This is a genomic window from Rhizobium subbaraonis (assembly GCF_900220975.1).
Lineage (GTDB): Bacteria > Pseudomonadota > Alphaproteobacteria > Rhizobiales > Rhizobiaceae > Mycoplana > Mycoplana subbaraonis.
Genome location: NZ_OBQD01000005.1, coordinates 151,729 through 174,351 on the forward strand (window position 1 = coordinate 151,729; position 22,623 = coordinate 174,351).

Here is a 22,623-nt window from a genome sequence, read left to right on the forward strand (position 1 = left end):
AGGCCCTGGGGTGTGCTGCCCGGAACATCTGACGCGGTTTTCGGATGGAAATGATTTCGGCACTGACTGGTACGCCCAACGGGAATCGAACCCGTGTTTTCGCCGTGAGAGGGCGATGTCCTGACCGCTAGACGATGGGCGCTTCGCTTCTTGAGATATAGGGACTTGCGATTCGTACGACAAGGTCACCGCTTGCGCAGTCTAAGATTCGCACTTTTATCCGAAAGGTGGAACGGGTGAAGTGTAGAGAGTGGCACGCCCTAGGGGAGTCGAACCCCTCTTTTCAGAATGAAAATCTGACGTCCTAACCGATAGACGAAGGGCGCGTGCGGTGGGCGTCTTCTACTCAGGGCGGCGGCTGCACGCAAGACGTAAAATGATGATTCGGCAAATTTTTTCGGGTGCTGTGGATGAGTGGGATCTCGGCTGCCGAGCAGCCGGCGCGCATCCACAAGGGCGATGGCAGATGCCCTTACCATTGTGCCGGAATGTTGATGACGAGATGCAGCCGGACGTCGGTGGAGCCATGGAGAGGCAGTCGGCGCGCAACCTGCCAGAGATCGTTTACGCGAACGACGGCCAAAAAGAACAGGCGAATTTTTCGAGGAAGGGTGGCACGCCCTAGGGGAGTCGAACCCCTCTTTTCAGAATGAAAATCTGACGTCCTAACCGATAGACGAAGGGCGCGTGCGATGGGCGTCTTCTACTCAGGCGAGCCTGTTTGCGCAAGGCGAAAAATGGGAAAACGGCGAATTTATTCACAGCTCCGAATGGCATGGAACGGACAAGGCTTCGCCGCGGTAATGCGCATAAAATCAGAGGCTTGTTGGAACGAGGTGGCACGCCCTAGGGGAGTCGAACCCCTCTTTTCAGAATGAAAATCTGACGTCCTAACCGATAGACGAAGGGCGCGTGCGGGGCGGTTTATAGAGGGCGAATCCCGGTTCGGCAAGCGCCAATCGCCGCAAATGTCAAAAAATCTTCACACGCGTGAAGATGTGGTGCGGAAATGGGGATTCGTTTTTTATTTCAATCGTTTACGCAATCAAAGTGTTGATCCGCCCCGCTTCGGCCGGATCCCTGATCGTCGATTGGAATGACGGACGAATTCCGGGAAGGGAACCGACGAGAGGCAGCACCCGCGGCAAGGCGAATCCTGTACGATCGGATTTGATTGTGTCTGAAGATCATTTGTAGTGGAACAGCACGGCACCGCGATTCGATGCGCCGATGTCATTTACGCTTGCCGCGGCATCTCCAGTTCCAGTCGCGTTCCGGACCGATGTCGATATGCACCGATTCCGTATGGCAGTAGGTGCCGACGCCACCGCGGCCGGGCATGGAGCGAAGGTATTCGGCCAGTTCCCAGCGACTGACGCCGGCGATCTGGATGTCGGCCGCCTCGCAGCGCGTGTGCAGCGACTGCTTGGCCCGGTTGCCCTTTATCGGGCGGACGCCGGACGTGACGATGACCGGCTTGCCATAGTGCTGCTCGATCGATTTCAGCGTGGCAAGCAGCTGCGGCTTGAAGCAGCCGGTATTGACCTTCTCCGTCTGCAGCCAGAGACCGTTGGGCGACAGCCGCGCCAGTCCTGCAAGCGACGCGACCTCGGTGATGCCGTTGTCCGCGCCGCCGTCGTCCGATCCGTCTTCCTCGACTTCGGAATGATCGTTGGGTGCTGCCGTCACTGCCGCGGCGACGCCGGGCAGGGCGGGCTGGCCGAGGGATGCCGTCTGATAGGACCCGGCCGTCTCCCGGTTGAGCACGGGGGGCTTCTGGTTCGCCGTCCTGCCGTTTTCGACGGCGGCCGGCGATTTTCGCTTCGCCGCAAAGAGAGCGGCAAGCGTCAGCGGCTTGCCGGTGTCGTTGCCGGCAGGCTGCCCTTGCGGAATCGCGCCAAGCGCTGCGGCCGGCTGTGCCTGCGCGAACGCCTGCTCGGCGGCGCTCTGCCTGGGTTCAGCGGCAAGTGCGGAGCGCACGCTGGTCGGCAGCGGCACCCGGTCCGGCACCAGAGATGCCTCGTCGTCCGAAAGGGAAGAGGGCATGGAGCCCATCGGAAACGCCTCGCCGGCGCTGGATGTCGGATTGGCGCCGTAGAGATTGCCGATTGCCGGGCTCGCGCTCGGTGCACCGGCGATCGTCCCGGACTGCGCCGCCCCGGCGTTCGACGACGCGTAGATGCTCGTCTGGTTGGCGTTGACCTGGGCCGGCTGCATGATGACGTCGCCGAGGTTGGCCGGTGTCTCTCCGTCATCTCCGGTCTTTTGCGTCGCTGCTGGAGTATCCTCGCCGCCTGAAGCGGCCGCTGCAACCATGGGGTCGCGATATCCCGACGCCGCCTCTTCGCCGCCGTCCGGCTTTGCCCCCTGCAGGACGGCAGCGTCCACCGCCGTACCGTCGTCATCGGAGCGCATGTCGCCGGTTGCCGAGACGCAGCCCGAGAGGGCCAAGGCGGAGACTGCGATCAGCAAACCGCTTCGCGTCCGTTTGAGTTTGTCGCCCATTCTGCGTGTGAACAGCAAATTGGATCCCCGATTCATTCTGGCGGTCAGCCCGAGGGAGGGCCTGCCCGCATTCGGGAGAAAGCCGGCTTCCATTTGGAAGTGGCATCTTCCCGCCACCCGCATCAAGCGGACGGTGTCTGAGATTGCCCTGACAAAAGCGTCTGAGCGGCGCTGTATCTCCTCCCCCGAGAACCGCCTTCGCCGCCGGCGCCAAGAATTGGGGCAAAAGGCGGCGAAACCGTGGTCGATTGAGCGCAATCATTGCAAAAAGACGGCGCCGCCACCCAGAATAGGTTGATTTCGGCGCGATCCGTCCGCAACGGCGTGCGTTCCGTCACCGGTCCTAACGGCCAGGCGTTGCGTGAGGCTTACCAGCTGCCGGTGTTCGGCATCGAGGCCCAAGGCTCGGCCGGGGCCAGGTTCGCGCCTTTCTGAAGGATTTCGATCGAGATCCCGTCCGGCGACCGAACGAATGCCATGTGGCCGTCGCGCGGCGGCCGATTGATGGTGACGCCGTTGTCCAGCAGGTGCTGGCAGAAACCGTAGATGTCGTCGACCTCATAGGCGAGGTGTCCGAAGTTGCGACCGCCGGTGTATTCTTCTGTATCCCAGTTGTACGTCAGCTCGATACAGGGTGCGGCATTCTGCTTGACATTCTCCACGTCCTCGGGCGCGGCGAGGAAGATCAGGGTGAAGCGTCCCTTCTCGTTGTCTATGCGTCGCGTTTCGACGAGACCGAACAGGTCGCGATAGAAATGCAGCGACTGCTCGATATTGTTCACCCGGACCATCGTGTGGAGAAAGCGCATCTTGGTATCCTCGCCTGAAAGAACGAATCTGCGCGGGAAGATAGGAGTTTGTCAGCCAGAGGCAAGCCTCGGCGGCTATAACGGGATCGGGCAAAACTTTTTACGGAGGCTTGCCCAATCGTAACGGGACGATGTTATTCTGATCATCAAGAATCAGTTAACCGTAATTCATGTGACGCGTAATCGAGGGGCTGAGCAGATCATGACGGACAGGATATCGACGAAGGACGTCGCACAGCACGATGAGCAGGGTGGCGATGCCGTCGATCTGATCGAGATTACCGGCGTGATCAAATGGTTCGACGTCGCCAAGGGCTTCGGCTTCATCGTTCCCGACAACGGCATGCAGGACGTGCTGGTTCACGTCACCTGCCTGCGGCGCGACGGCCACCAGACCGTGCTGGAAGGAACGCGCGTCGTCGCCCTCATCCAGCGGCGCGAGCGCGGCTACCAGGCCTTCCGCATCCTCTCTATGGACCAGTCGACCGCGGTGCATCCCTCGCAGATGCCGCCGGTCAAGACCCATGTGCAGGTGACCCCGTCCAGCGGGCTTGAGCGCGTGCTGGTCAAATGGTTCAACCGGACAAAGGGCTTCGGGTTCCTGACGCGCGGCGAGGGGACGGAAGACATCTTCATCCACATGGAGACGCTGCGCCGCTTCGGACTCACCGAACTGCGTCCTGGCCAGGTCGTGCTGGTCCGCTTCGGCGACGGCGAGAAGGGCCTGATGGCTGCGGAGATCCATCCCGACAATCCGCTTCCGGGCAACCGGGCACATTGACGGCGGCCCGACGATGGCTGCCGGACCTTTCTTGTCTCTCTCGCGCATCGGCAGCGTCCTCGTGGCGCTTTTTTTGTTGCTGGTCGGCGCAAGCGTCGCGACAGCCGACGAGAACTTTGAGCAAGGGCCGCTGACCATCGTCACGGCAAAAGGCAAACAGCACGCCTTCACGGTGGAACTGGCACTGACGCCGCGCCAGCGCTCTCAGGGACTGATGGACCGGCGTGAAATGGCAGCAGATCGCGGCATGCTTTTCGACTTTGGGGAAACCCGGCAGGTCCTGATGTGGATGAAAAACACCTATCTGCCGCTGGATATGCTTTTTATCGATGGCAAGGGCACGATTCGCACGATCCGGGAAAACGCCGAGCCGCTTTCGGAGGCGATCATCGATTCGCGCGTGCCGGTCGCCTACGTCCTCGAACTGAACGGCGGAACGGTCCGCAAGCTCGGCATCCGCACCGGTGACACGGTCGAAAGCCCCGTCATAGGCAAGGTCGGCGGGACACCTTGACGCCGGCAACGCGCCATCACGGCATTGTGACATTTTCGCCGGCGGCCGAATCCCTGTAAGAGGCGGCCGAACGATACGGCAGTGAGGACGGACATGGCGGCGCGCGATCGATATTCCAGGAAGCTCGAATGTTCGAAATGCGGCCGCAGCGGGTTTGCCGAGGCATCGGAGGACGACGATCCGCGGCGCAAGAACCCCGGCTTTCAGGTCGACGAGATGCCGGCCGGTTTTTCCGTCGAGCGTCCGTCGAACGACCCGGCCAAGTTCATGGTGCGTTGCCGTTGCGGCAATGTGTTCGCGTTCCGGCAGAAGACCTACTATCCTCCGGGAGGCGAGCCGTCCTAGGCGAACAGGCCCGATGCGGCAGAGGGGGCTCTATGTTCCATTTTGCCGTCAGCATGAAAAGCGGTAACGACAAGGCAGACACTTCGATGATCCTTCGCACTTTCCACGCCATCCTGACCTTGTTCGTCGCCTTGGCCTTTACGGCAAATGCTTTTGCGGCGGAGTTCAAGCACCCCGGCCTGATCAATTCCAGCGGTCGCCTCAATGCGCTGTCGCGGCTGGAGAAAGAAAGCCGTGCGTCCGACCGCAAGCAGAGCTACTACGGCCTTCTCGACAAGGACAAGCGCTTCTCGGTCGACTACCAGCCTGCTCCGATGGATTATGTCATCGTCACCGCGCGCGGTATGAACCCGATGGAACGGCGCTTTCGCAACGACATGATCGCGGCCTATTTCACGGCGCTGCGCTGGGTCAAGACCGGCGACAACCGGTATCGCGCCAAGTCCATCGAGATCATGAATGCATGGGCCGACAAGTTCGTGGCTCTCGATCGCGAGAAGGGAACCTGGAAGGGGCAGATCCGGCTGGAAGCGGCATGGGCCGTGCCGATCTGGGCGAATGCGGCCGAGATCATTCTCTATTACAAGCACCCCTATGGAAATCCGGGACCGGAATGGCGCAATGGCGACGTCAAGAAGTTCCGCGCATTTCTGGGGCGCCTGCACGTTCAAATCGGCGAGGCGCGTGACAGGGTCGACAATCAGGGGGTCGCGACCGCGCTTGCCGACATGTCGTTTGGCGTCTTTACCAACGACCGTCGGCTCTACGAGGCCGGGCTGGCACGCGCGCGCAATCTGATGCCGCAGATCATCTCCGACGACGGCGAAGTCAAGGAACTGCGCAAGAGCGATTGCGTGCATCCGCAGTATTCGCTCATAGGCCTGACGCAGGCAGCGCAGATCGAGATGAACCAGACGGGCAAAAGCACGCTGATCGACGCCCGGCGTCCGGGCAGCAGCGAGCCGATGCTCGCCAGCGGCATCGAATACATGGCGCGCGCCCTGACCGACGGAACGGATGCCCGGGACTGCCGGACCGGCCGGTTGATCGACGGCTACGCCCCGATCGCCAAGAAGATGTATGCCAACGACAACAAGGCGCCGATGAAACAACTGGACAAGGCGATGTCGACGGTCCCCCAGCGCATGTCGGGCCTGTTTCCGGAGGCCGCCGAGGTCACCCATGGCGAAGGCGTTCAATAGCGATTGGCCTTCGGCGGGCAGAGGCAGCGTTTCCATCCGCGGGAGTGGCGCGCCGCGCGCCGCCAAGCGCACGGATGTGGGTCGCCTGTCGGCCCGCGCCCGTCGCTGCAGATAACCATTCATGCGGCCTTGTGCTCGACGCCATCGACCAATTTCTGGCGAGGCAGTAAACAAGCCCCTGTTGCGACGACTGCTTGAACCTGCCCAATTTTCCAAAGCTTCCGCGTCGCTGTCGGTCCGCGTTGCTATCAATCCGCGTTGCGTTCGTCCGTATCGGCAATGAGGCGGTAGCCGACGCCGGGTTCGGTCTGGACGATGCGCGGTTGGCCGGGGTCGCGCTCGATCTTCTGGCGAAGCTGACCGATGAAGACGCGCAGGTAGTGCAGGTCTTCCGCGTGTGCGGGTCCCCAGACCGATGTCAGCAGGGTGCGGTGCGTGACGACCCGGCCGGCATGGTGGGCAAGCAGTGCGAGAAGCTCGTATTCCTTCGGCGTCAGGCGAATAGTGGCACCGTCGCGTGCGACCATCCGAAGCGCAGGGTCGACCGTCAGGCCGTCGGCGGTGACCGGTGCCGGCGGGGCATCGGGCCTGCCACGGTGGCGCATCGCGCTGCGGATGCGGGCCGTCAGTTCGCCGATGCCGAAAGGTTTCTCCACATAATCGTCGGCGCCAAGGTCAAGGGCCGCGATCTTTTCGCTTTCCCGGTCGCGTGCGGACAGGATGATGATCGGCACTGTCGACCAGCCGCGCAGGCTGGCGATGACGTCCTTTCCATCCATGTCCGGCAGACCGAGGTCGAGTATGACGAGATCGGGTGCGCCGGTGGCGACAGCCTTGACGGCATCCGCGCCGTTTTCGGCCTCCACCACGTCATAGCCTGCCGCCGTCAGCGCCGGGCGGAGGAAGCGTCGGATCTGGGGTTCGTCGTCGACGACGAGAATGCGGCCAAGCGTCATCGTTCTTCTTTTCTCGCCGCCGCGTCACCTGCGGGAAAGCGCATGACGATGCGGGTACCAAGCCTGTTGGCGGCCGGGCTTTCCGCATGAATATGCCCGCCCATCGCCTCGACGAAGCCGCGCGCAATGGAAAGGCCCAATCCCGTCCCGGGCGCGCGCCCGTCCGAATTCGAGCGACGATAGAATTTCTCGAAGATTCGGTCGAGGTCCTCGGTGGGTATTCCCCTGCCACGGTCGGTCACGGAGATCGTGACTTCCCGCCCGTTCTGCTGCGCATCCACGTCCACCGCTTCGCCAGCGCCATATTTGGCGGCGTTGTCGAGCAGGTTGAACAGAACCTGCCCGAGCAGGATCGCGTCTCCCCGAATCACCGGCAGGTCGGGGCCGACGCTCGTCGAGAACGGCTGGGCCGGAAAATACCTGCGTGCCCTTGCGACGGAGGTGCGGATTACGTCTGCGACGTCCACCCAATCCCGACTTGCGACCAGCGTGCCGGTCGCGATGCGCGTCATGTCGAGAAGATTGGCGACGAAACGGCTGAGGCGCGCGCCTTCCTCCTCGATGGACTGCAGCAGGTCGTCACGGCTTTCCGGCGGCATGCGCTCGCCATACTCGCGCAGGCTCGTCACCGCACCGGTAATGGTTGCCAGTGGCGTGCGCAGGTCGTGCGAGATCGAGGAAAGCAGCGCCTCCCGGTAGCGTTCGCTCTCCTGCCGTGCGGCGTGTTTTGCGCTTTCGGAGGTGAGGCGGGCGCGGTCGATGGCGGTGGCCGCCTGGTCGAGGATCGCGGCCAGCATGCGCTCAGAGCCGGAATCCAGCCCGTCCTGCCCGAACTCGTAGCCGCACACCCCGACGCTCCCGTGAGGGCTGGTCAATGGCCTGAACTGAAAACCGCAAGTGGGCAAGGTGCCAGTGCCGGCGCCGGCCGCCTCCTTGTGTTCGTTCGCCCAGCGGGCCGCCGCAAGTTCGCCGACGCCGAGCTCCGTGTCGGGGGGCCAGGCGGCCACCATTTCCAGCTCGGTGCCCCGCGGCATGAGCAGGACGACGTTGCGCCGGATGCTGGCGTGCAACTGCGTGACGCAGGCCCAGAGCACGTCGTCGGAATTGGCCGTGCCGGTCAGCTTGCGGGAGAAATCGTAGAGCGCCTGAACGGCAGCGGCGCGCCGGCGCGCCGAACGGGCCTGGTCGCGAATGCGGGAGGCGAGGCTGCCGGCAAGGACGGCCGCGGCCACGAAGACGCACAGTGCGAAGACTTCGTGCGGAGAGGCTATCGTGAAGGTGTAGAGCGGCGGGATGAAGAAGAAATTATAGGTGAGCGCCGACAGTAGGGCCGCCAGCAGCGCCGCGGCAAAGCCGGCATAGGCGGCTGCTCCGAGTACGGCAAGAAGAAACACCAGCGAGATGTTGGGCAGTTCCGTGTAACGGTCGATAACGACGCCGAGCGCTGTCGCAGGCGTAACGAAAAGAAATGCGGCACCGAGCGATTTCGCAAATGTTGAGAAGCGTGGGCGCAGGCGCACTGGGGGAGCCGGGCGCTGCGGACGGCCGTCCGGCATCACCAGATATAGACCGATTGCGCTCGCCTCCCTCGTCAGCGCATCGGCCAGGCCGGAACGGAGCGGGTGATGGAACCACGCCCTTTTCTGCGCGCCGATGACGATCTGCGTGGCATGTTCGCGCCGTGCCAATTGGAGGATCTCGGCCACGAAATCGTTGCCCGCCACATGCTTCGTTTCCGCGCCGAGACGCGCGGCCAGGCGAAACAGGTCATCGATCCGCCGCAGGCTGTTTTCGTCTATCGTTTCCCGATCGGCGCGCGCGATGCTGGCCACGGTCCATGGTGCGTTCAGTCCGGCAGCCAGGCGGCTCGCCACGCGGATGACCTTTTCGGACAGCGCGTCCGGGCCGATGCAGACGAGCAGCCGCTCGCCGGTCGCCCACGGACCCTCGATGGCGTTCTGGCGCAGGTAGTCGACCATCTGGTCGTCGACCCGGTCGGCGGCCCGGCGCAGCGCAAGCTCGCGCAACGCCGTGAGATTTCCCAGTCGAAAGAAGCGTTCGACGGCGTGGCGCGCGTTCTCCGGCAGATAGATCTTGCCTTCGTTCAGTCGGCTGATCAGTTCCGCTGGCGACAGGTCCACCAGCAGCACCTCGTCCGCACGCTTCAGCACGATATCGGGCACGCGTTCGCGCACAGTGACGCCGGTGATCTGCGCGACGAGGTCGGACAGGCTCTCCAGATGCTGGATATTGAGCGCCGTCCATACGTCGATCCCGGCTGCCAGTAGCTCCTCGATGTCCTGAAACCGCTTGGGGTGACGCAGGCCGTCCGGGTTCGAATGTGCCAACTCGTCGACGATAAGGACCTGCGGATGGCGCGCTAGGGCGGCATCGAGGTCGAATTCCTCGAGCGTCCGGCCATGATAGGGCATGCGCAGGCGGGCAAGCACCTCGAGTCCATCGAGAAGAGAGGAGGTTTCGTCCCGCCCGTGCGTCTCCACCAGGCCCACAACGATGTCCGCGCCGTCGCGCTTCAGGCGCTGGGCGCGGCTCAGCATCGAATAGGTTTTGCCTACGCCGGGTGCGGCCCCGAGGAAAATCGTCAGCTTGCCCCGCCGGTCCTTCTCCGCCAGGGCAAGCAGCGCATCGGGGTCGGCGCGCAATGGGTCGTCTCGTTGGTCTGCCGGCATCTCAACTCTTCAGCGCATCCAGCGCCAGATTGAGTTCTAGCACATTCACCCGCGGTTCGCCGATGAAACCTAATGCACGGTTGTCGATGTGGTCGAGGACAATCGCGCGGAGGGCCTCCGGCTCAAGACCGCGGGTGCGTGCCACCCGATCCACCTGTGCGGCAGCAAATTCCGGCGAGATATGCGGATCCAGACCGGATCCGGACGTTGTCGCAGCGTCGGCCGGAATAGCGCCTGCGACACCCGCTTCGCGCAGACGCTGAACCTCGCCCGTGACGCGGTCGCGCAGCTTGACCGAGGTGGTGCCGAGGTTGGAGCCGGAGGAGGCGGAGGCGTTATAGGCCTCCGGCCCGGTGGCGGAAGGCCGCGGCCAGAAATAGCGATCGCTCGCGAAATTCTGGCCGATAAGGGCTGATCCGACGACCGTTTCGCCGCGTCGGACAAGCGAGCCGTCGGCCTGTGCGGGAAACAGGGCTTGCCCGAGGCCGGTGACGGCGAGCGGAAAGCAGAGGCCGGTCACCAGAGTGAAGAAGGTGATCGTGACGAGGGCGGGGCGGAGTTGATTGAGCATGACTACACCAGATGAAGACTTGAAACGGCCATGTCGATGACCTTGATGCCGGCGAACGGCAGCAACAGGCCGCCGAGGCCATAGATGAAGAGGTTGCGGCGCAGGAGCGCGGCTGCGCCGGCCGGACGGTAGGCGACGCCCTTCAGGGCCAGCGGTATGAGCGCGATGATGATGAGGGCGTTGAAGATGACGGCCGACAGGATCGCCGACTGGGGCGAGGCGAGACCCATGATGTTGAGGCCGCCCAAGGCCGGATAGGTGGCGACGAACAACGCCGGAATGATTGCGAAATACTTGGCGACGTCGTTGGCGATCGAGAAGGTCGTCAGCGAGCCGCGCGTCATCAGCAGCTGCTTTCCGATCTCGACGATCTCGATCAGCTTGGTCGGGCTCGAATCGAGGTCGACCATGTTGGCGGCCTCGCGAGCGGCTTGCGTGCCCGTCTGCATCGCGACGCCGACATCGGCCTGGGCGAGTGCCGGTGCGTCGTTGGTGCCGTCGCCGCACATGGCGATCAAGCGGCCGCCCTGCTGTTCTTTGCGGATGTAGGCAAGCTTGTCCTCGGGCGTGGCTTGCGCCAGGAAATCATCGACGCCTGCCTCCGATGCGATCGCCGCCGCCGTCACCGGGTTGTCGCCGGTGACCATCACGGTGCGGATGCCCATGGCGCGCAGCGCGGCAAAGCGCTCCTTGATCCCGGGTTTGACGACGTCCTTGAGGTGAATGACGCCCAGAAGCCGGTTTCCGTCGGCGACGCCGAGCGGGGTACCACCGGCGCGCGCGATCTGATCCACGGCCTGCGAGAACTCCACAGGGGTTTGGTTCTGCTGCACGCCGGCAAATTTCAGGATCGCATCGACCGCGCCCTTGCGCAGGCGATGTGCGCCCATGTCGACGCCGGAAAGCCGGGTCTGCGCGGTGAAGGGGACGGTCGCATCGACCGGCGTTTTCGGCACGGACAGCCCGAACTCGCCCGTCGCCAGCGCGGCGATCGAGCGCCCCTCCGGCGTTTCGTCGGAAAGGGAGGCAAGCAGTGCGGCTTCTGCCAACTGCCGCGGCGTGACACCCGGCGCCGGAATGAAATCCGTGGCCATGCGGTTTCCGAACGTGATCGTGCCGGTCTTGTCGAGGAGTAGGGTGTCAACGTCTCCCGCCGCCTCCACGGCCCGCCCTGACGTGGCAATGACGTTGAAGCGCACGAGGCGATCCATGCCGGCAATGCCGATGGCCGAGAGCAAGCCGCCGATGGTGGTCGGAATGAGGGTAACGAGCAGGGCGGCGAGAACCGTCACCGACACCAAGGTGCCCGAGTAGCCCGCGAGGCCCCAGACCGTGGCGACGACGATGAGAAAGACGAGCGTCAGTCCGGAGAGCAGGATGGACAAGGCGATCTCGTTTGGCGTTTTCTGCCGCTCGGCGCCTTCGATCAGCGCAATCATCCTGTCCACGAAGCTTGCGCCGGGCGGTGTCGTGATTCGGATTCTGAGCCGGTCGGACAGCACCTGCGTGCCGCCGGTGACGGCCGAGCGGTCGCCGCCGGCTTCGCGGATGACGGGGGCCGATTCGCCTGTCACGGCGCTTTCGTTGACGGAAGCCACGCCTTCGACCACCTCGCCGTCGCCGGGGATCAGTTCGCCGGCCTCGACCACCACCACGTCGCCCACCTTGAGCATCGTGGCGGGGACCTCTTCTTCGGCGCCGTTCGCCCCGACCCTGCGGGCGGACAGGTTGGAACGTGTGCGCTTCAGGCTATCCGCCTGCGCGCGCCCCCTACCTTCGGCAACCGCTTCGGCGAAGGTGGCGAAGAGGACAGTGAACCAGAGCCAGGCGGCGATCTGCCCGGAGAAGGCAGCACCGGCGGGATCTGCGATCAGGTCGCGAACGAAGAGAAGCGTAACCATCGCCGCCACGACCTCGGTGACGAATATCACCGGATTGCGCAGCAGCTGGCGCGGATCGAGCTTGACGAAGGCGTTCTTCGCGGCGGGACCGAGGATGGCGGGATCGAAGAGTTTTGGTTTGGCTGGACGGTGTTGGGACATGAGATCCCTCCTTCAATAGGTCTGGCCGGCGAGCATCGCGAAATGTTCGACGATGGGGCCAAGGGCGAGCGCGGGAAAGAACTGCAGCCCGCCGAGAATGAGGATGATGGCGATGAGAAGGCCGACGAAAAGCGGGCCGTCGGTCGGGAACGTGCCGGAGGAAGCCGGAGACCTGACCTTCTTTGCCAGCGAACCGGCTATCGCCATGACCGGAACGGCATAGGCGAAGCGGCCCAGCAGCATCGCGATCCCGAGCGTCGTGTTGTACCACGGCGTATTGCCGGAGAGACCGCCGAAGGCCGAACCGTTGTTGCCGGCAGCGGAGCTGAAGGCGTAGAGAATTTCCGAAAGCCCGTGCGGCCCTGCGGTCCCGACGCTTGCAACCGCCACTGGAAGGACTGCGGAGATCGCGGTGAAGCCGAGAATGGCAAGCGGCAGGATCAGAACTGCGAGCATGGCATACTTCATTTCGCGGCTTTCGATCTTCTTGCCCAGAAATTCCGGTGTGCGTCCGACCATCAGGCCGGCGACGAAGACCGAAAGCAGGGCGAATACCAGCATGCCATAGAGCCCGGAGCCGACGCCGCCCGGCAGCACTTCGCCAAGCTGGATCAGGAACATCGGGACGAGACCGCCAAGACCGGTGAACGAACCGTGCATGCCGTTGACGCCGCCGTCCGAAAGGCCGGTGGTGACCGCCGCGTAGAGTGCCGTCATTGCCTGGCCGAAACGGACTTCCTTGCCCTCCATGTTGCCCTGAGCGCCGTCGATGCCGAGCGCGGTCAGGATCGGATTGCCGCCTGCTTCGGCCCAGTAGACGACGGCCACGCCTGCGACGAGGAGGGTCGCCATCGTCGCCAGCAGCGTCCAGCCCTGGCGGCGGTTGCCGACCATCTGACCGAAGGTGAAGACGAGGGCCGCGGAGACTGACAGCATGGCGAAAATGTTGAGGTAGTTCGAAAATGCGGACGGGTTTTCGAAGGGATGCGCGGCGTTGACGTTGAAGAAGCCGCCACCGTTGGTGCCAAGCTGCTTGATCGCTTCCTGGCTTGCGACCGGGCCGAGCGCGATGACCTGTTGCGCGCCGTCAAGCGTTTGGGCGGTGACACCTGCGCTGAGCGTCTGCGGCAGGCCCATGGCAACGAAGGCGAGAGCGACGATGAACGCCAGCGGCAGCAGGACATAGAGCGTCGCCCTCGTCATATCTACCCAGAAATTGCCGATCGTCGCTGCCTGCGACCGGGCGAAGGCGCGCGTCAGCGCCATGGCGAGTGCCATGCCGGTGGCGGCGGACAGGAAGTTCTGAACGGTTAGCCCCGCCATCTGGCTGAAATGGCTCATCGTGGTTTCGCCACCGTAGTTCTGCCAGTTCGTGTTGGTCACGAAGCTGACCGCGGTGTTGAAGGCGAGGTCGGGCGCAACGTTGCCGAAGCCCTGTGGGTTCAGCGGCAGGTAGGCCTGGAGCCGGAGGATCGCGTAAAGCGCAATGAAGCCCGCAACTGAGAAGGCGAGCATGGCGAACGTGTAGCCGAGCCAGCCCTGTTCCTTCTTCGGATCGACACCGGCCACTGCATAGAGGCCGCGCTCGACCGGAGCGAGGATCGGGGAAAGCCATGTTCTTTCGCCGGAGAAAACGCTGGCCATGTAAAGGCCGAGCGGTTTGACGACTGCGAGAACGGCAAGGAAAAGGAGGCCGATTTGCAGCCACCCGATGAGGGTCATGATTGTTCTCCAGAAAGATCAGAAACGTTCGGGACGCAACAGCGTCACGACGAGGTAGACGCCGAGCGCGATGGCGACGGCGAGGCCAAAAAGAGGCTCCAGCATGGTTCCTCCTTTCACAGCCGCGACAGCGCGCCGGCGTAGAGGGCCAGCAGCAGCAGCGTGCCGCCCCCGAGCGCCAGAAAGACGAAGTCGGACATGTTCGTTACTCCTGATTGTTGGTCAGGAGACCCTACGTCCGTCCAAGGTCATTTTTCGATTGGGAAGATGCCGCTATGGCATAAGGAAAACATAAAGGTCGCGCCGAACGGCGGACAAGGGCAGTGGCGATCTTTGCCCGCGTGAGATGGCGTTTTGCGGCTGCGTGAGCGGCAATCCACGGCGTAGGCGGGCTGCCGCGCCTCCGCGAAACGGGCAGACTACAGATATCCCGGGCAACGCGAAAGAACGACGGAGGCGTTTTGCGAACAGGCGATGCCCGGACTCCGCAAGCTGCGGAGGCCGGGCAGGGGAACGGGGAGGCGATCAGTTGACGGAGGTCAGCGTCATCGAAGTGCCGGTGGCGGCGATGTTGAGGCCGAGCTGGCCGGTCACGCTGATCGTCTGCAGATGGATGGATCCGGAGGTGCCGCCGACAAGGATGTTGGCGCCGACGCCCGCGCCGACGGTCGCTTCAGCGGTCGCGCCCTGGTAGATGCCGGCAAGGGAACCGTCGTGATATCCGGCGGTCGGTGCGAGGACGGCCCACACAAGACGACCGCGCGTGGTGAAGCCGAGATCGACGCCCAGCTTGCGGATTTCGCCGCGATAGTGATCGACGGGTTCGCTGCCCATCGTGGTCACGAAGGCGCAATCCACTTCCTTGGCCGATCCGAGGACATAGCCGGCGCCGCCGCCGATCGAGCATTCGAGGTAGCCGATCCGTACGCCGTCGCGCGCGCCCGATTGCACGACGACCGGTGCGTCGGGCTTGACCATGTCGGCCGCGCGCGCGCCAGAAACACCGGTGGCGACAACGCTGATCGTGCTCAGGGCAACGGCAATAAACTTCTTCATTTCATTCTCTCCTGTTTCGGCAACGCGTTGATGGCGCGCCGTTATTCGATGCGTGTGGTTCGACGACAGGAACGCGGCTCATTGGCGCGAGGTTCCCTGGAAGGCGAATCCGACGCCTCACTCGTCGCTTCGCATTGAGGCGTTTCGACGGCACCGGGAGCGAGCATCGACGGGATACAACCTGGTGCAGAGAGGGCCTGGGAACGCTCCAGTCGAAATCGGTCTTTTCCCAGATTGATAAGTCGAAGCTCTCGTGCACGCTTGTACGAATGCCGTCTTTTCACCCATCTGCAAATATATCCACGCGGGTGGCAGGGCTATGGTTTGATTAAAGTTTTCATTAACTATGATTCAAATCTGTTCGTCTGTTGCAGCGTTTCCCCGTCGCGACGTTCGCATTTTTGCCATTTTGAGGTCATGATTAATATATTGTTTTGATCAGGCGGGTATCGAACGACCGATCGCAGGGCAGGCGATCTTCTACGGAATTCCGACGGGGACTAGCGGCGTGGGACATATGAATCGCGGTATTTTCTTGGCCGGCACGCGCACGGCTATCCGTCTTGCGGCCATCCCGGCCATGTGCGTCGGCCTTGCGGCCTGCAACACGACCGGCGAAACGGCGAAGAAGGCGGGTCGCAGCAAGGAATATTTCGCCGAGTCCGAATACGGCGTGAAAGCTAGCCCGAGGGTGGTGCGGGAAGGGCAACCGGTGCCGAAGGGCGGCGGTCGCTACCAGGTTGGTCAGCCCTATGTCGTGCGTGGCAAGTGGTACACGCCGAAGGAAGATCCGAATTACAACAAGACCGGTCTCGCCTCGTGGTACGGCTCGGCGTTTCATGGTCGTTACACCGCCAACGGCGAAGTCTATGACAAGTACCACCTGTCTGCCGCCCATCCTACGTTCCCGCTGCCGAGCTACGCCCGCGTCACCAATCTGGAAAACGGCTCGTCCGTCATCGTGCGCGTAAACGATCGCGGGCCGTACTCGAAAGGCCGCATCATCGACGTATCCTCCAAGGCGGCAGAGATGCTGGACGTGAAGGGGAAGGGCACGGCGAATGTCCGCGTGCAGTATGTCGGCAAGGCGCCGCTCGACGGCCACGACATGCCGTTCCTGATGGCATCCTACGTGCCGAAGGGCGCCCGTGGCCCCGCCGTCAATCCCGGCGGCCAGATCGCGACCGGCGTAATGGTCGCGTCCGCCGCCCCGATGTCGGAAAGCTTTGCAGCCGCCGTTCCGACCTTTGCCGAACGCAGCGCCGAGCCTTCGTCCTCCAGCATGACCGCGCTTGCCGCAGAAGCGCCGGAAACGCCCGCTTTCACGACGATGGGGCAGTTCGTGATGTTGCCGGAAATCGGCCCCGTTCCACGCGAACGACCTGAGTCGGGTTCGGGGTACGATCCGGGCTTTGCCGCAGCATATGCCCCCGATGCTGCCGAGCCTTCCGCGGCCGCTGCCTTCGACGCCATCCTTCGGCGCGACGGCTCCATGATCCTGCTGTCGCGACCGGCCGGGCCGGAAACAAGAAGCTGAGGGAAGAGGCCCTCCGCCGCTTGCCGAACGGGTCGAGGTGTAGGACGCTGATGCGGTCGCGACCTTTCAGATTCGCCCCTGACGCTGTGGACCTGGGACTTTACGCATGTCGTCAGAAAGACCGCTGAACCGGTTTGGGCGACATGCTTCAGGACGGTCTGAGGGAGATTACATGTCCTTGCGCTCACTCGCCGCCTTCCTTGTCTGCCTGTTGGTGCCCCTTTGCGCGCTTGCCCAGGCACCGGCATCCAGCGCTTTCGACACCAAGGCGAAGCAGGCGTTCCTGATCGATGGCAGCACCGGCACCATCCTGTTTTCGCGTCGCGAAGACGAGACGGTTGCCGCGGCCTCGCTGGCGAAGGCAATGACGCTGGCCGTCGTCTTCAAGGCGCTGCGTGCAGGAGAGATCGGCCTCGACACGACCTATCCCGTATCGGAACATGCCTGGCGCACGGGCGGCGCGCCCTCTGGCACGGCGACCATGTTCGCGGCGCTGAAGTCGCAGGTGCGCGTCGAGGATCTGGTCCGCGGTGTCGCAGTCCAGGCCGCAAACGACGCGTGTATCATCCTTGCAGAAGGCATGACCGGATCCGAGGGGGCGTTCGCAACCCGGATGAACGAGAATGCGAGGGCGCTGGGGCTCACAAGCTCGCATTTTGCCAACGCCACAGGGCTGCCCGATCCCGGAAATCGCGTCAGCATGCGCGATATGGTGACGCTGGCGCGCCATCTCCAGCAGAGCTATCCGGAATTCTATCGCTACTACGTCGAGCCGGAATTCGAGTGGAACCGGATCAAGCAGCGCAACCGCAACCCGCTTGTTTCGATGAAAATCGGCGCAGACGGGCTGGTGATGGGATTTGCCGAGGACGCCGGATACGGGCTCGTCGCTTCCGTGGAGCGGGACGGGCGCAGGCTTTTTCTGGCGATGAGCGGCCTTTCGAGCGACAAGGAACGGCTTGACGAGGCCCGGCGCATCATCGACTGGGGAATGACGGCGTTTGTGACGAAGACGCTCTTCAAGGCGGGCGAGACGGTGGCGGAGGCCAGCGTTTACGGCGGCAACAGCGGCAGGGTGACGTTGGTGACGCCGCAGAACGTAGACGTGCTTCTTCCCGTCGACAATGCCGAGCGCCTGTCGGCACGCGTCGTCTATTCCTGGCCCTTGCGCGCGCCAGTTGCGCCCGGCCAGCAGGTCGGCGTGCTGAGGGTCTGGAACGGCGATCGATTCCTGCGGGAGGTGCCGCTCGAGACGGCGGGTGCGGTCGAGGTGGGAACGCTGACGCGCCGAGCGCGGGATGCCTTGCAGGAACTGCTGTTCTTCTGGCTGTAATAGTAAGGGCCGAGGGGGTATTCGCCGGAGGCGTTTTCCCGGCATAGCCCCGTAAATCGATTTTCCGTTGACGCCGATTTGGTCTACTAAGGCGCGGCGTTGTCTTCCGGATTCGTGATCGACGCCCCAGTTTTTGAACAGGTGGGCATGGTCGTCGCAAAATCGCTGCACACGATCGCGCGACATGCTCTATTGGGTGGAATTGGCCTGCAAGGGCGCTGACCGGCATTGGCGCCGGACGATAGAAGGTCGGGTTTGGCTGGTTTGAGCGGATTGTTCATAACGTTCGAGGGCGGCGAGGGGGCCGGTAAGTCCACCCAGATCCGATTGCTTGCGCAAGCGCTTCGTGAACGCGGCCACAGCGTCGTCCTGACACGCGAGCCGGGCGGGTCGCCGGGTGCAGAAGCGGTTCGGCACGTGATCCTTTCGGGTGCCGCGGAGCATTTCGGCACGCGGATGGAGGCGTTGCTTTTTGCCGCCGCCCGCAGCGACCACGTCGAGGAGGTCATCCGTCCGGCTCTGCGTGCGGGCAAGGTCGTGCTCTGCGACCGCTTTGTGGATTCGTCGCGCGTCTATCAGGGCATCACCGGGAACCTGGAACCGGATTTCGTCGAACGACTGCAGCGTGTCGCGGTGAACGGCGTGATGCCGGATTGCACGCTGATCCTGGACCTGCCGGCCGCCATCGGGCTGGAGCGGGCCCGTCAGCGCGCCGAAGGCCCGATCGACAGCGAACCGGACCGCTTCGAGAAGGAAGAGATCCAAACCCACGAAAAGCGCCGCGAGGCGTTTCTCGATCTCGCCGACCGCGAGCCACTGCGGTGCCGGGTGATCGATGCAACGCAAGCGCGCGAGGACATCGCACGCCAGGTGCTTGCCACGGTGGAACCGCTGCTGCCGTTGTCGCGGCGCGAGCGGCCGGCCATCCCGGAGGATGCGAGTTGAGTGCGGAGCAGACGGGCGTGCTCGACGGCGCGGTTGCGCCTGCCGAGCAGACGCGCCTTTTCGGTCATGACGAAGCTGCGGCCTTCCTCGCCCAATCCTATCGATCGGGCAAGGGGCATCATGCGATCCTGATCGAGGGGCCGGAGGGCATCGGCAAGGCGACGCTGGCGTTCCGCTTCGCTCATCACATCCTTTCGTATCCCGATCCGCGCACGGCGCCGGAGACGATGGCGGATCCCGACCCTTCATCGCCCCTCGGCCGGCAGATTGCCTCCGGCGCGTCGCACAATCTGCTTCATCTGTCCCGGCCGGTGGACGAGAAAACGGGCAAGATGCGCGCGGCAATCACGGTCGACGAGGTGAGGCGGGCCGGGAAATTCTTCTCGCAGACGTCCGGCACCGGCGGCTGGCGCATCGTCATCATCGACCCCGCCGACGATCTGAACCGGAACGCTGCGAACGCGATCCTGAAGATTCTGGAAGAGCCGCCACGCAATGCGCTCTTCCTGGTTCTGACGCATGCGCCGGGCAAGCTCCTGCCGACGATCCGGTCGCGCTGCCTTCCCTTGAGCCTTTCGCCCCTGCCGGAGCACGAATTGGCGCAGGCTCTGGACAGCCTCGGTGTAACGCTGCCCGCCGACCAGACGGGACGGGTGCTTGCCGCCGCCGGAGGTAGTGTGGCCACGGCGCTGAAGCTGATCAACTACGGTGGCTTCGACATTCTCGAGGCCTTCAGGGCGATCGTGTCGCAGGCGGGGGCTGCGCCGCGCAAGGACGTGCACAAGCTGGCAGACGTTTTGGCTGCGCGGGACGGCGATACGCTCTACGACTTCTTTTGCAGCCAGGCCGTCGATCATGTGGTGGAAAAGGCGAGGGCTGCGGGAATAGCCGGCGACGTCGTCGCCGCCGAGCGGACGGCACGGCTCGTGTCCTCCCTGTCGGAAAAGATCAACGTGGCCGCAGCCTACAACCTCGACCGAAAGCAGACGGTCATCGAGGTACTCGACGAGATTGCGCTGCAGGCAGGCGGCTGATCGCCCTTCAGGCGAAGACGAGCTTCGATCCGACCAGCGCCAGCGTGACTGCCAGCATCACACTGACGAACCGTTCGGAAAGGCGCGGAGAAATGTGGCTGCCGATCACGATGCCGGGAATGGAGCCCAGCAGGAGCGATGCCAGCAGCATCCAGTCGACTTCACCGATCACCCAGTAGCCAACGCCGGCAACGAAGGTCAGCGGCACGGCGTGCACGATGTCAGAACCGACGATTTCCCGCACCGCAAGGCTCGGATAGAGCGCCAGCAGCACCGTGACGCCGAGCGCTCCGGCGCCGACCGACGTGAGCGTGACGAGGATGCCGATCGTGAGGCCGAGAACGATGGTGAGAATTCCGACGGTTGCGGGATCGACACTCTTCTTCGTCCGCCTGATGTCGCCGATCTTTTCTATGATCCGGCGACGAAACAGCAGAAGAACCGAAGTGAGGATCAGCATGTAACCGAGCGCCATGGTGATTGTGCCGACGGCTGCCACGCTCTTGCGGTCGATGCCCGAGATCAGCCAGAGGGTGACCGCTGCGGCGGGAAGGCTGCCGGCCGCCAACCTGCCGACGACGCGCCAGTCGACCGTCTTGTTGCGGCCGTGCACGGCAGTTCCCGCGGTCTTGGTGATGGCGGCATAGAGGAGATCGGTGCCGACAGCGGTGACGGGATGAACGCCGAAAAAGAGAACGAGGAGCGGCGTCATCAGCGAACCGCCACCGACGCCGGTTATACCGACGAGAAGTCCAACAAAGAAGCCTGAGACAGAGAAGAGCGGATTGAACGAATTCCAGAGATCCAAACAGTGCTTCCTTACGGTTCCGAGCGCTTTCGACGATCTTCGGTTCGAAACCTCACGAGTCTGAGACATAAGGCGGTTAATGGCGGCGGCGGCCGGTGTCAAGCGGTGGCGTGTTGCCTGTGGGGCAGGTCAGGCGCGCAAACTTGCTGTTTCCCAATTTGCCTGCATGCGGTAATAGCTGCCACCATCACAAGAAAAGACAGGCAAAGCTTCGCCATGAGAGATAACTCGCCCTTCTATATCACCACGGCCATCGCCTACCCGAACGGCAAGCCACATATCGGTCATGCCTACGAGTTGATCGCGACGGATGCCGTGGCCCGCTACCAGCGGCTGGACGGGCGCGACGTGTTCTTCCTGACGGGGACCGACGAGCATGGCCAGAAGATGCAGCAGACTGCGCGCAAGGAGGGGATTTCCGCCCAGGAGCTCGCCGACCGCAACACGGCCGAATTCCAGAACATGGCAGTCCTGCTGAATGCGTCGAACGACGATTTTATCCGCACGACCGAGAAGCGCCACCACGAAGCCAGCCAGATCATCTGGAAGCGCATGGCCGCCGCCGGCGACATTTACAAGGACAGCTATTCCGGCTGGTACTCCGTCCGCGACGAGGCCTACTACCAGGAGGGCGAGACGGAGTTGCGCGACGACGGCGTGCGGTACGGTCCGCAGGGGACGCCGGTTGAATGGGTCGAGGAGGAAAGCTACTTCTTCCGTCTGTCCGACTATCAGGACCGGCTGCTGAAGCTCTATGAGGACAATCCCGACTTCATCGGGCCTGCAGAGCGCCGCAACGAGGTCGTGTCGTTCGTAAAGTCGGGGCTGAAAGATCTCTCCGTATCGCGCACGACCTTCGACTGGGGTATCAAGGTGCCGGACGATCCGGCGCACGTCATGTATGTCTGGGTCGACGCGCTGACCAACTACATCACCGCGACCGGCTATCTCAGCGATCCGGAAGGACCGCGCGCGAAATACTGGCCGGCCGACATCCACATGATCGGCAAGGACATCATCCGTTTCCACGCGGTCTACTGGCCGGCTTTCCTTATGTCGGCGGGCCTGCCGTTGCCCAAGCGCGTCTTCGCGCACGGCTTCCTTCTCAACAAGGGTGAGAAGATGTCGAAGTCGCTCGGCAACGTGGTCGATCCGGTCAATCTCGTCGAGCACTTCGGCCTCGACCAGATCCGCTACTTCCTGCTGCGCGAAGTCTCCTTCGGCCAGGACGGCAGCTACAGCGAGGAGGGGATCGCAACGCGAATCAACTCCGACCTCGCCAACGGCATCGGTAATCTGGCGAGCCGTTCGCTGTCGATGATCGTCAGGAACTGTGACGGCAAGATCCCCGCCTGCGGACCGCTGAACGAGGCGGATCGGGCGATGCTGGCTTCTGCCGATGCCCTGCATTCTGTCACCCGTGACGAGATGGGCAAGCTGATGATCCACCGAGCACTGGCGGCGATCATCGCCGTCGTGTCGGAAGCCGACCGTTACTTCGCCGGCGAGGCGCCGTGGGCGTTGAAGAAGACCGACCCGGAGCGGATGGGCACCGTGCTCTACGTGACGGCCGAAGTCGTCCGCCAGATCGCCATCCTGCTGCAGCCGTTCATGCCCGTTTCCGCCGGCAAGCTGCTGGATCTGGTCGCCGCACCGGCCGACAAGCGGGACTTTGCCGCCCTCGGTGAAGCCGGACGCCTTGTCAGCGGCACGCCGCTTGAGGCCCCGGCACCTGTCTTCCCGCGCTACGTGGCTCCGGAGGCTTGAGGGGCG

20 protein-coding genes and 4 tRNA genes are annotated in these 22,623 nt (G+C 63.4%); 10 read left to right on the forward strand and 14 right to left on the reverse strand.

Annotated features, from left to right (window positions below; all coding sequences use genetic code 11):
• Window positions 1-67: 67 nt before the first annotated feature.
• Window positions 68-142, reverse strand: a tRNA-Glu gene (locus CRO48_RS08970).
• A gap of 109 nt (window positions 143-251) precedes the next feature.
• Window positions 252-326 (reverse strand) — tRNA-Glu (locus CRO48_RS08975).
• Between the two features lie 5 nt (window positions 327-331).
• On the opposite strand from CRO48_RS08975, the gene CRO48_RS08980 reads away from it, so the two are divergent.
• A complete protein-coding gene (locus CRO48_RS08980) occupies window positions 332-625 on the forward strand; it encodes a hypothetical protein (RefSeq protein ID WP_141402030.1) in 294 nt (97 codons plus the stop codon).
• Here the strand turns inward: CRO48_RS08980 and CRO48_RS08985 are convergent.
• The 4 genes from CRO48_RS08985 to CRO48_RS09000 all read right to left on the reverse strand — a co-directional run bounded on the left by CRO48_RS08985 (window position 613) and on the right by CRO48_RS09000 (window position 3,314).
• Window positions 613-687 (reverse strand) — tRNA-Glu (locus tag CRO48_RS08985). The two genes, CRO48_RS08980 and CRO48_RS08985, sit on opposite strands and share 13 nt — an antisense overlap.
• A gap of 150 nt (window positions 688-837) precedes the next feature.
• A tRNA-Glu gene (locus tag CRO48_RS08990) sits at window positions 838-912 on the reverse strand.
• A gap of 321 nt (window positions 913-1,233) precedes the next feature.
• Window positions 1,234-2,472, reverse strand: a complete 1,239-nt coding sequence (locus tag CRO48_RS08995) for a YcbK family protein (protein ID WP_245423473.1) — start codon at window positions 2,470-2,472, stop codon at window positions 1,234-1,236.
• 401 nt (window positions 2,473-2,873) lie between these two features.
• Window positions 2,874-3,314: a VOC family protein gene (locus tag CRO48_RS09000; RefSeq protein ID WP_097138326.1), complete on the reverse strand. Its 441-nt coding sequence runs from the start codon at window positions 3,312-3,314 to the stop codon at window positions 2,874-2,876.
• Between the two features lie 202 nt (window positions 3,315-3,516).
• Here CRO48_RS09000 and CRO48_RS09005 point away from each other — a divergent pair, with 202 nt between their 5' ends.
• The 4 genes from CRO48_RS09005 (at window position 3,517) to CRO48_RS09020 (ending at window position 6,156) form a co-directional block, all read left to right on the forward strand.
• The gene (locus CRO48_RS09005) at window positions 3,517-4,095 is read left to right on the forward strand and encodes a cold-shock protein (RefSeq protein WP_097138328.1); all 579 of its coding nucleotides are present in this window, start codon (window positions 3,517-3,519) and stop codon (window positions 4,093-4,095) included.
• A 13-nt stretch (window positions 4,096-4,108) separates the two neighbouring features.
• Window positions 4,109-4,609 (forward strand): DUF192 domain-containing protein, encoded by a 501-nt coding sequence (locus CRO48_RS09010; RefSeq protein WP_097138330.1) that lies wholly within the window; start codon window positions 4,109-4,111, stop codon window positions 4,607-4,609.
• Window positions 4,610-4,702: 93 nt separating this feature from the next.
• A complete protein-coding gene (locus tag CRO48_RS09015) occupies window positions 4,703-4,954 on the forward strand; it encodes a hypothetical protein (RefSeq protein ID WP_097138331.1) in 252 nt (83 codons plus the stop codon).
• Between the two features lie 32 nt (window positions 4,955-4,986).
• Window positions 4,987-6,156: an alginate lyase family protein gene (locus tag CRO48_RS09020; protein ID WP_097138333.1), complete on the forward strand. Its 1,170-nt coding sequence runs from the start codon at window positions 4,987-4,989 to the stop codon at window positions 6,154-6,156.
• A gap of 248 nt (window positions 6,157-6,404) precedes the next feature.
• On the opposite strand, the gene CRO48_RS09025 is transcribed toward CRO48_RS09020, so the two are convergent.
• The 7 genes from CRO48_RS09025 to CRO48_RS09055 form a co-directional block, all read right to left on the reverse strand.
• On the reverse strand, window positions 6,405-7,112 hold the full coding sequence (locus CRO48_RS09025) for a response regulator (RefSeq protein ID WP_097138335.1): 708 nt from the start codon (window positions 7,110-7,112) through the stop codon (window positions 6,405-6,407).
• The gene (locus tag CRO48_RS09030; RefSeq protein WP_097138337.1) at window positions 7,109-9,802 is read right to left on the reverse strand and encodes a sensor histidine kinase; all 2,694 of its coding nucleotides are present in this window, start codon (window positions 9,800-9,802) and stop codon (window positions 7,109-7,111) included. The genes CRO48_RS09025 and CRO48_RS09030 overlap by 4 nt, the downstream gene beginning before the upstream one ends.
• 1 nt (window position 9,803) lies before the next feature.
• Complete coding sequence (gene kdpC / locus CRO48_RS09035; RefSeq protein WP_097138339.1) at window positions 9,804-10,373, reverse strand: potassium-transporting ATPase subunit KdpC; 570 nt, start codon at window positions 10,371-10,373, stop codon at window positions 9,804-9,806.
• A 2-nt stretch (window positions 10,374-10,375) separates the two neighbouring features.
• Window positions 10,376-12,415: a potassium-transporting ATPase subunit KdpB gene (kdpB, locus tag CRO48_RS09040; RefSeq protein ID WP_097138341.1), complete on the reverse strand. Its 2,040-nt coding sequence runs from the start codon at window positions 12,413-12,415 to the stop codon at window positions 10,376-10,378.
• A gap of 12 nt (window positions 12,416-12,427) precedes the next feature.
• On the reverse strand, window positions 12,428-14,137 hold the full coding sequence (gene kdpA / locus CRO48_RS09045; protein ID WP_097138343.1) for a potassium-transporting ATPase subunit KdpA: 1,710 nt from the start codon (window positions 14,135-14,137) through the stop codon (window positions 12,428-12,430).
• A gap of 18 nt (window positions 14,138-14,155) precedes the next feature.
• A complete protein-coding gene (kdpF, locus tag CRO48_RS09050; protein ID WP_210201986.1) occupies window positions 14,156-14,257 on the reverse strand; it encodes a K(+)-transporting ATPase subunit F in 102 nt (33 codons plus the stop codon).
• Between the two features lie 405 nt (window positions 14,258-14,662).
• On the reverse strand, window positions 14,663-15,193 hold the full coding sequence (locus CRO48_RS09055) for a DUF992 domain-containing protein (protein ID WP_097138345.1): 531 nt from the start codon (window positions 15,191-15,193) through the stop codon (window positions 14,663-14,665).
• Between the two features lie 517 nt (window positions 15,194-15,710).
• On the opposite strand from CRO48_RS09055, the gene CRO48_RS09060 reads away from it, so the two are divergent.
• The 4 genes from CRO48_RS09060 (at window position 15,711) to CRO48_RS09075 (ending at window position 20,042) form a co-directional block, all read left to right on the forward strand.
• Window positions 15,711-16,730 (forward strand): septal ring lytic transglycosylase RlpA family protein, encoded by a 1,020-nt coding sequence (locus tag CRO48_RS09060; protein ID WP_097138348.1) that lies wholly within the window; start codon window positions 15,711-15,713, stop codon window positions 16,728-16,730.
• A 172-nt stretch (window positions 16,731-16,902) separates the two neighbouring features.
• The gene (locus CRO48_RS09065; RefSeq protein ID WP_097138350.1) at window positions 16,903-18,063 is read left to right on the forward strand and encodes a D-alanyl-D-alanine carboxypeptidase family protein; all 1,161 of its coding nucleotides are present in this window, start codon (window positions 16,903-16,905) and stop codon (window positions 18,061-18,063) included.
• 255 nt (window positions 18,064-18,318) lie between these two features.
• On the forward strand, window positions 18,319-19,008 hold the full coding sequence (gene tmk / locus CRO48_RS09070; RefSeq protein WP_097138352.1) for a dTMP kinase: 690 nt from the start codon (window positions 18,319-18,321) through the stop codon (window positions 19,006-19,008).
• Window positions 19,005-20,042: a DNA polymerase III subunit delta' gene (locus CRO48_RS09075; RefSeq protein ID WP_097138354.1), complete on the forward strand. Its 1,038-nt coding sequence runs from the start codon at window positions 19,005-19,007 to the stop codon at window positions 20,040-20,042. The genes tmk and CRO48_RS09075 overlap by 4 nt, the downstream gene beginning before the upstream one ends.
• A 7-nt stretch (window positions 20,043-20,049) precedes the next feature.
• Here CRO48_RS09075 and CRO48_RS09080 read toward each other — a convergent pair whose 3' ends face one another.
• Window positions 20,050-20,850, reverse strand: a complete 801-nt coding sequence (locus CRO48_RS09080; protein ID WP_245423474.1) for a sulfite exporter TauE/SafE family protein — start codon at window positions 20,848-20,850, stop codon at window positions 20,050-20,052.
• Window positions 20,851-21,066: 216 nt separating this feature from the next.
• Between CRO48_RS09080 and metG the strand changes: the two genes are divergently transcribed.
• On the forward strand, window positions 21,067-22,617 hold the full coding sequence (gene metG, locus CRO48_RS09085; protein WP_097138358.1) for a methionine--tRNA ligase: 1,551 nt from the start codon (window positions 21,067-21,069) through the stop codon (window positions 22,615-22,617).
• Window positions 22,618-22,623 lie beyond the last annotated feature (6 nt).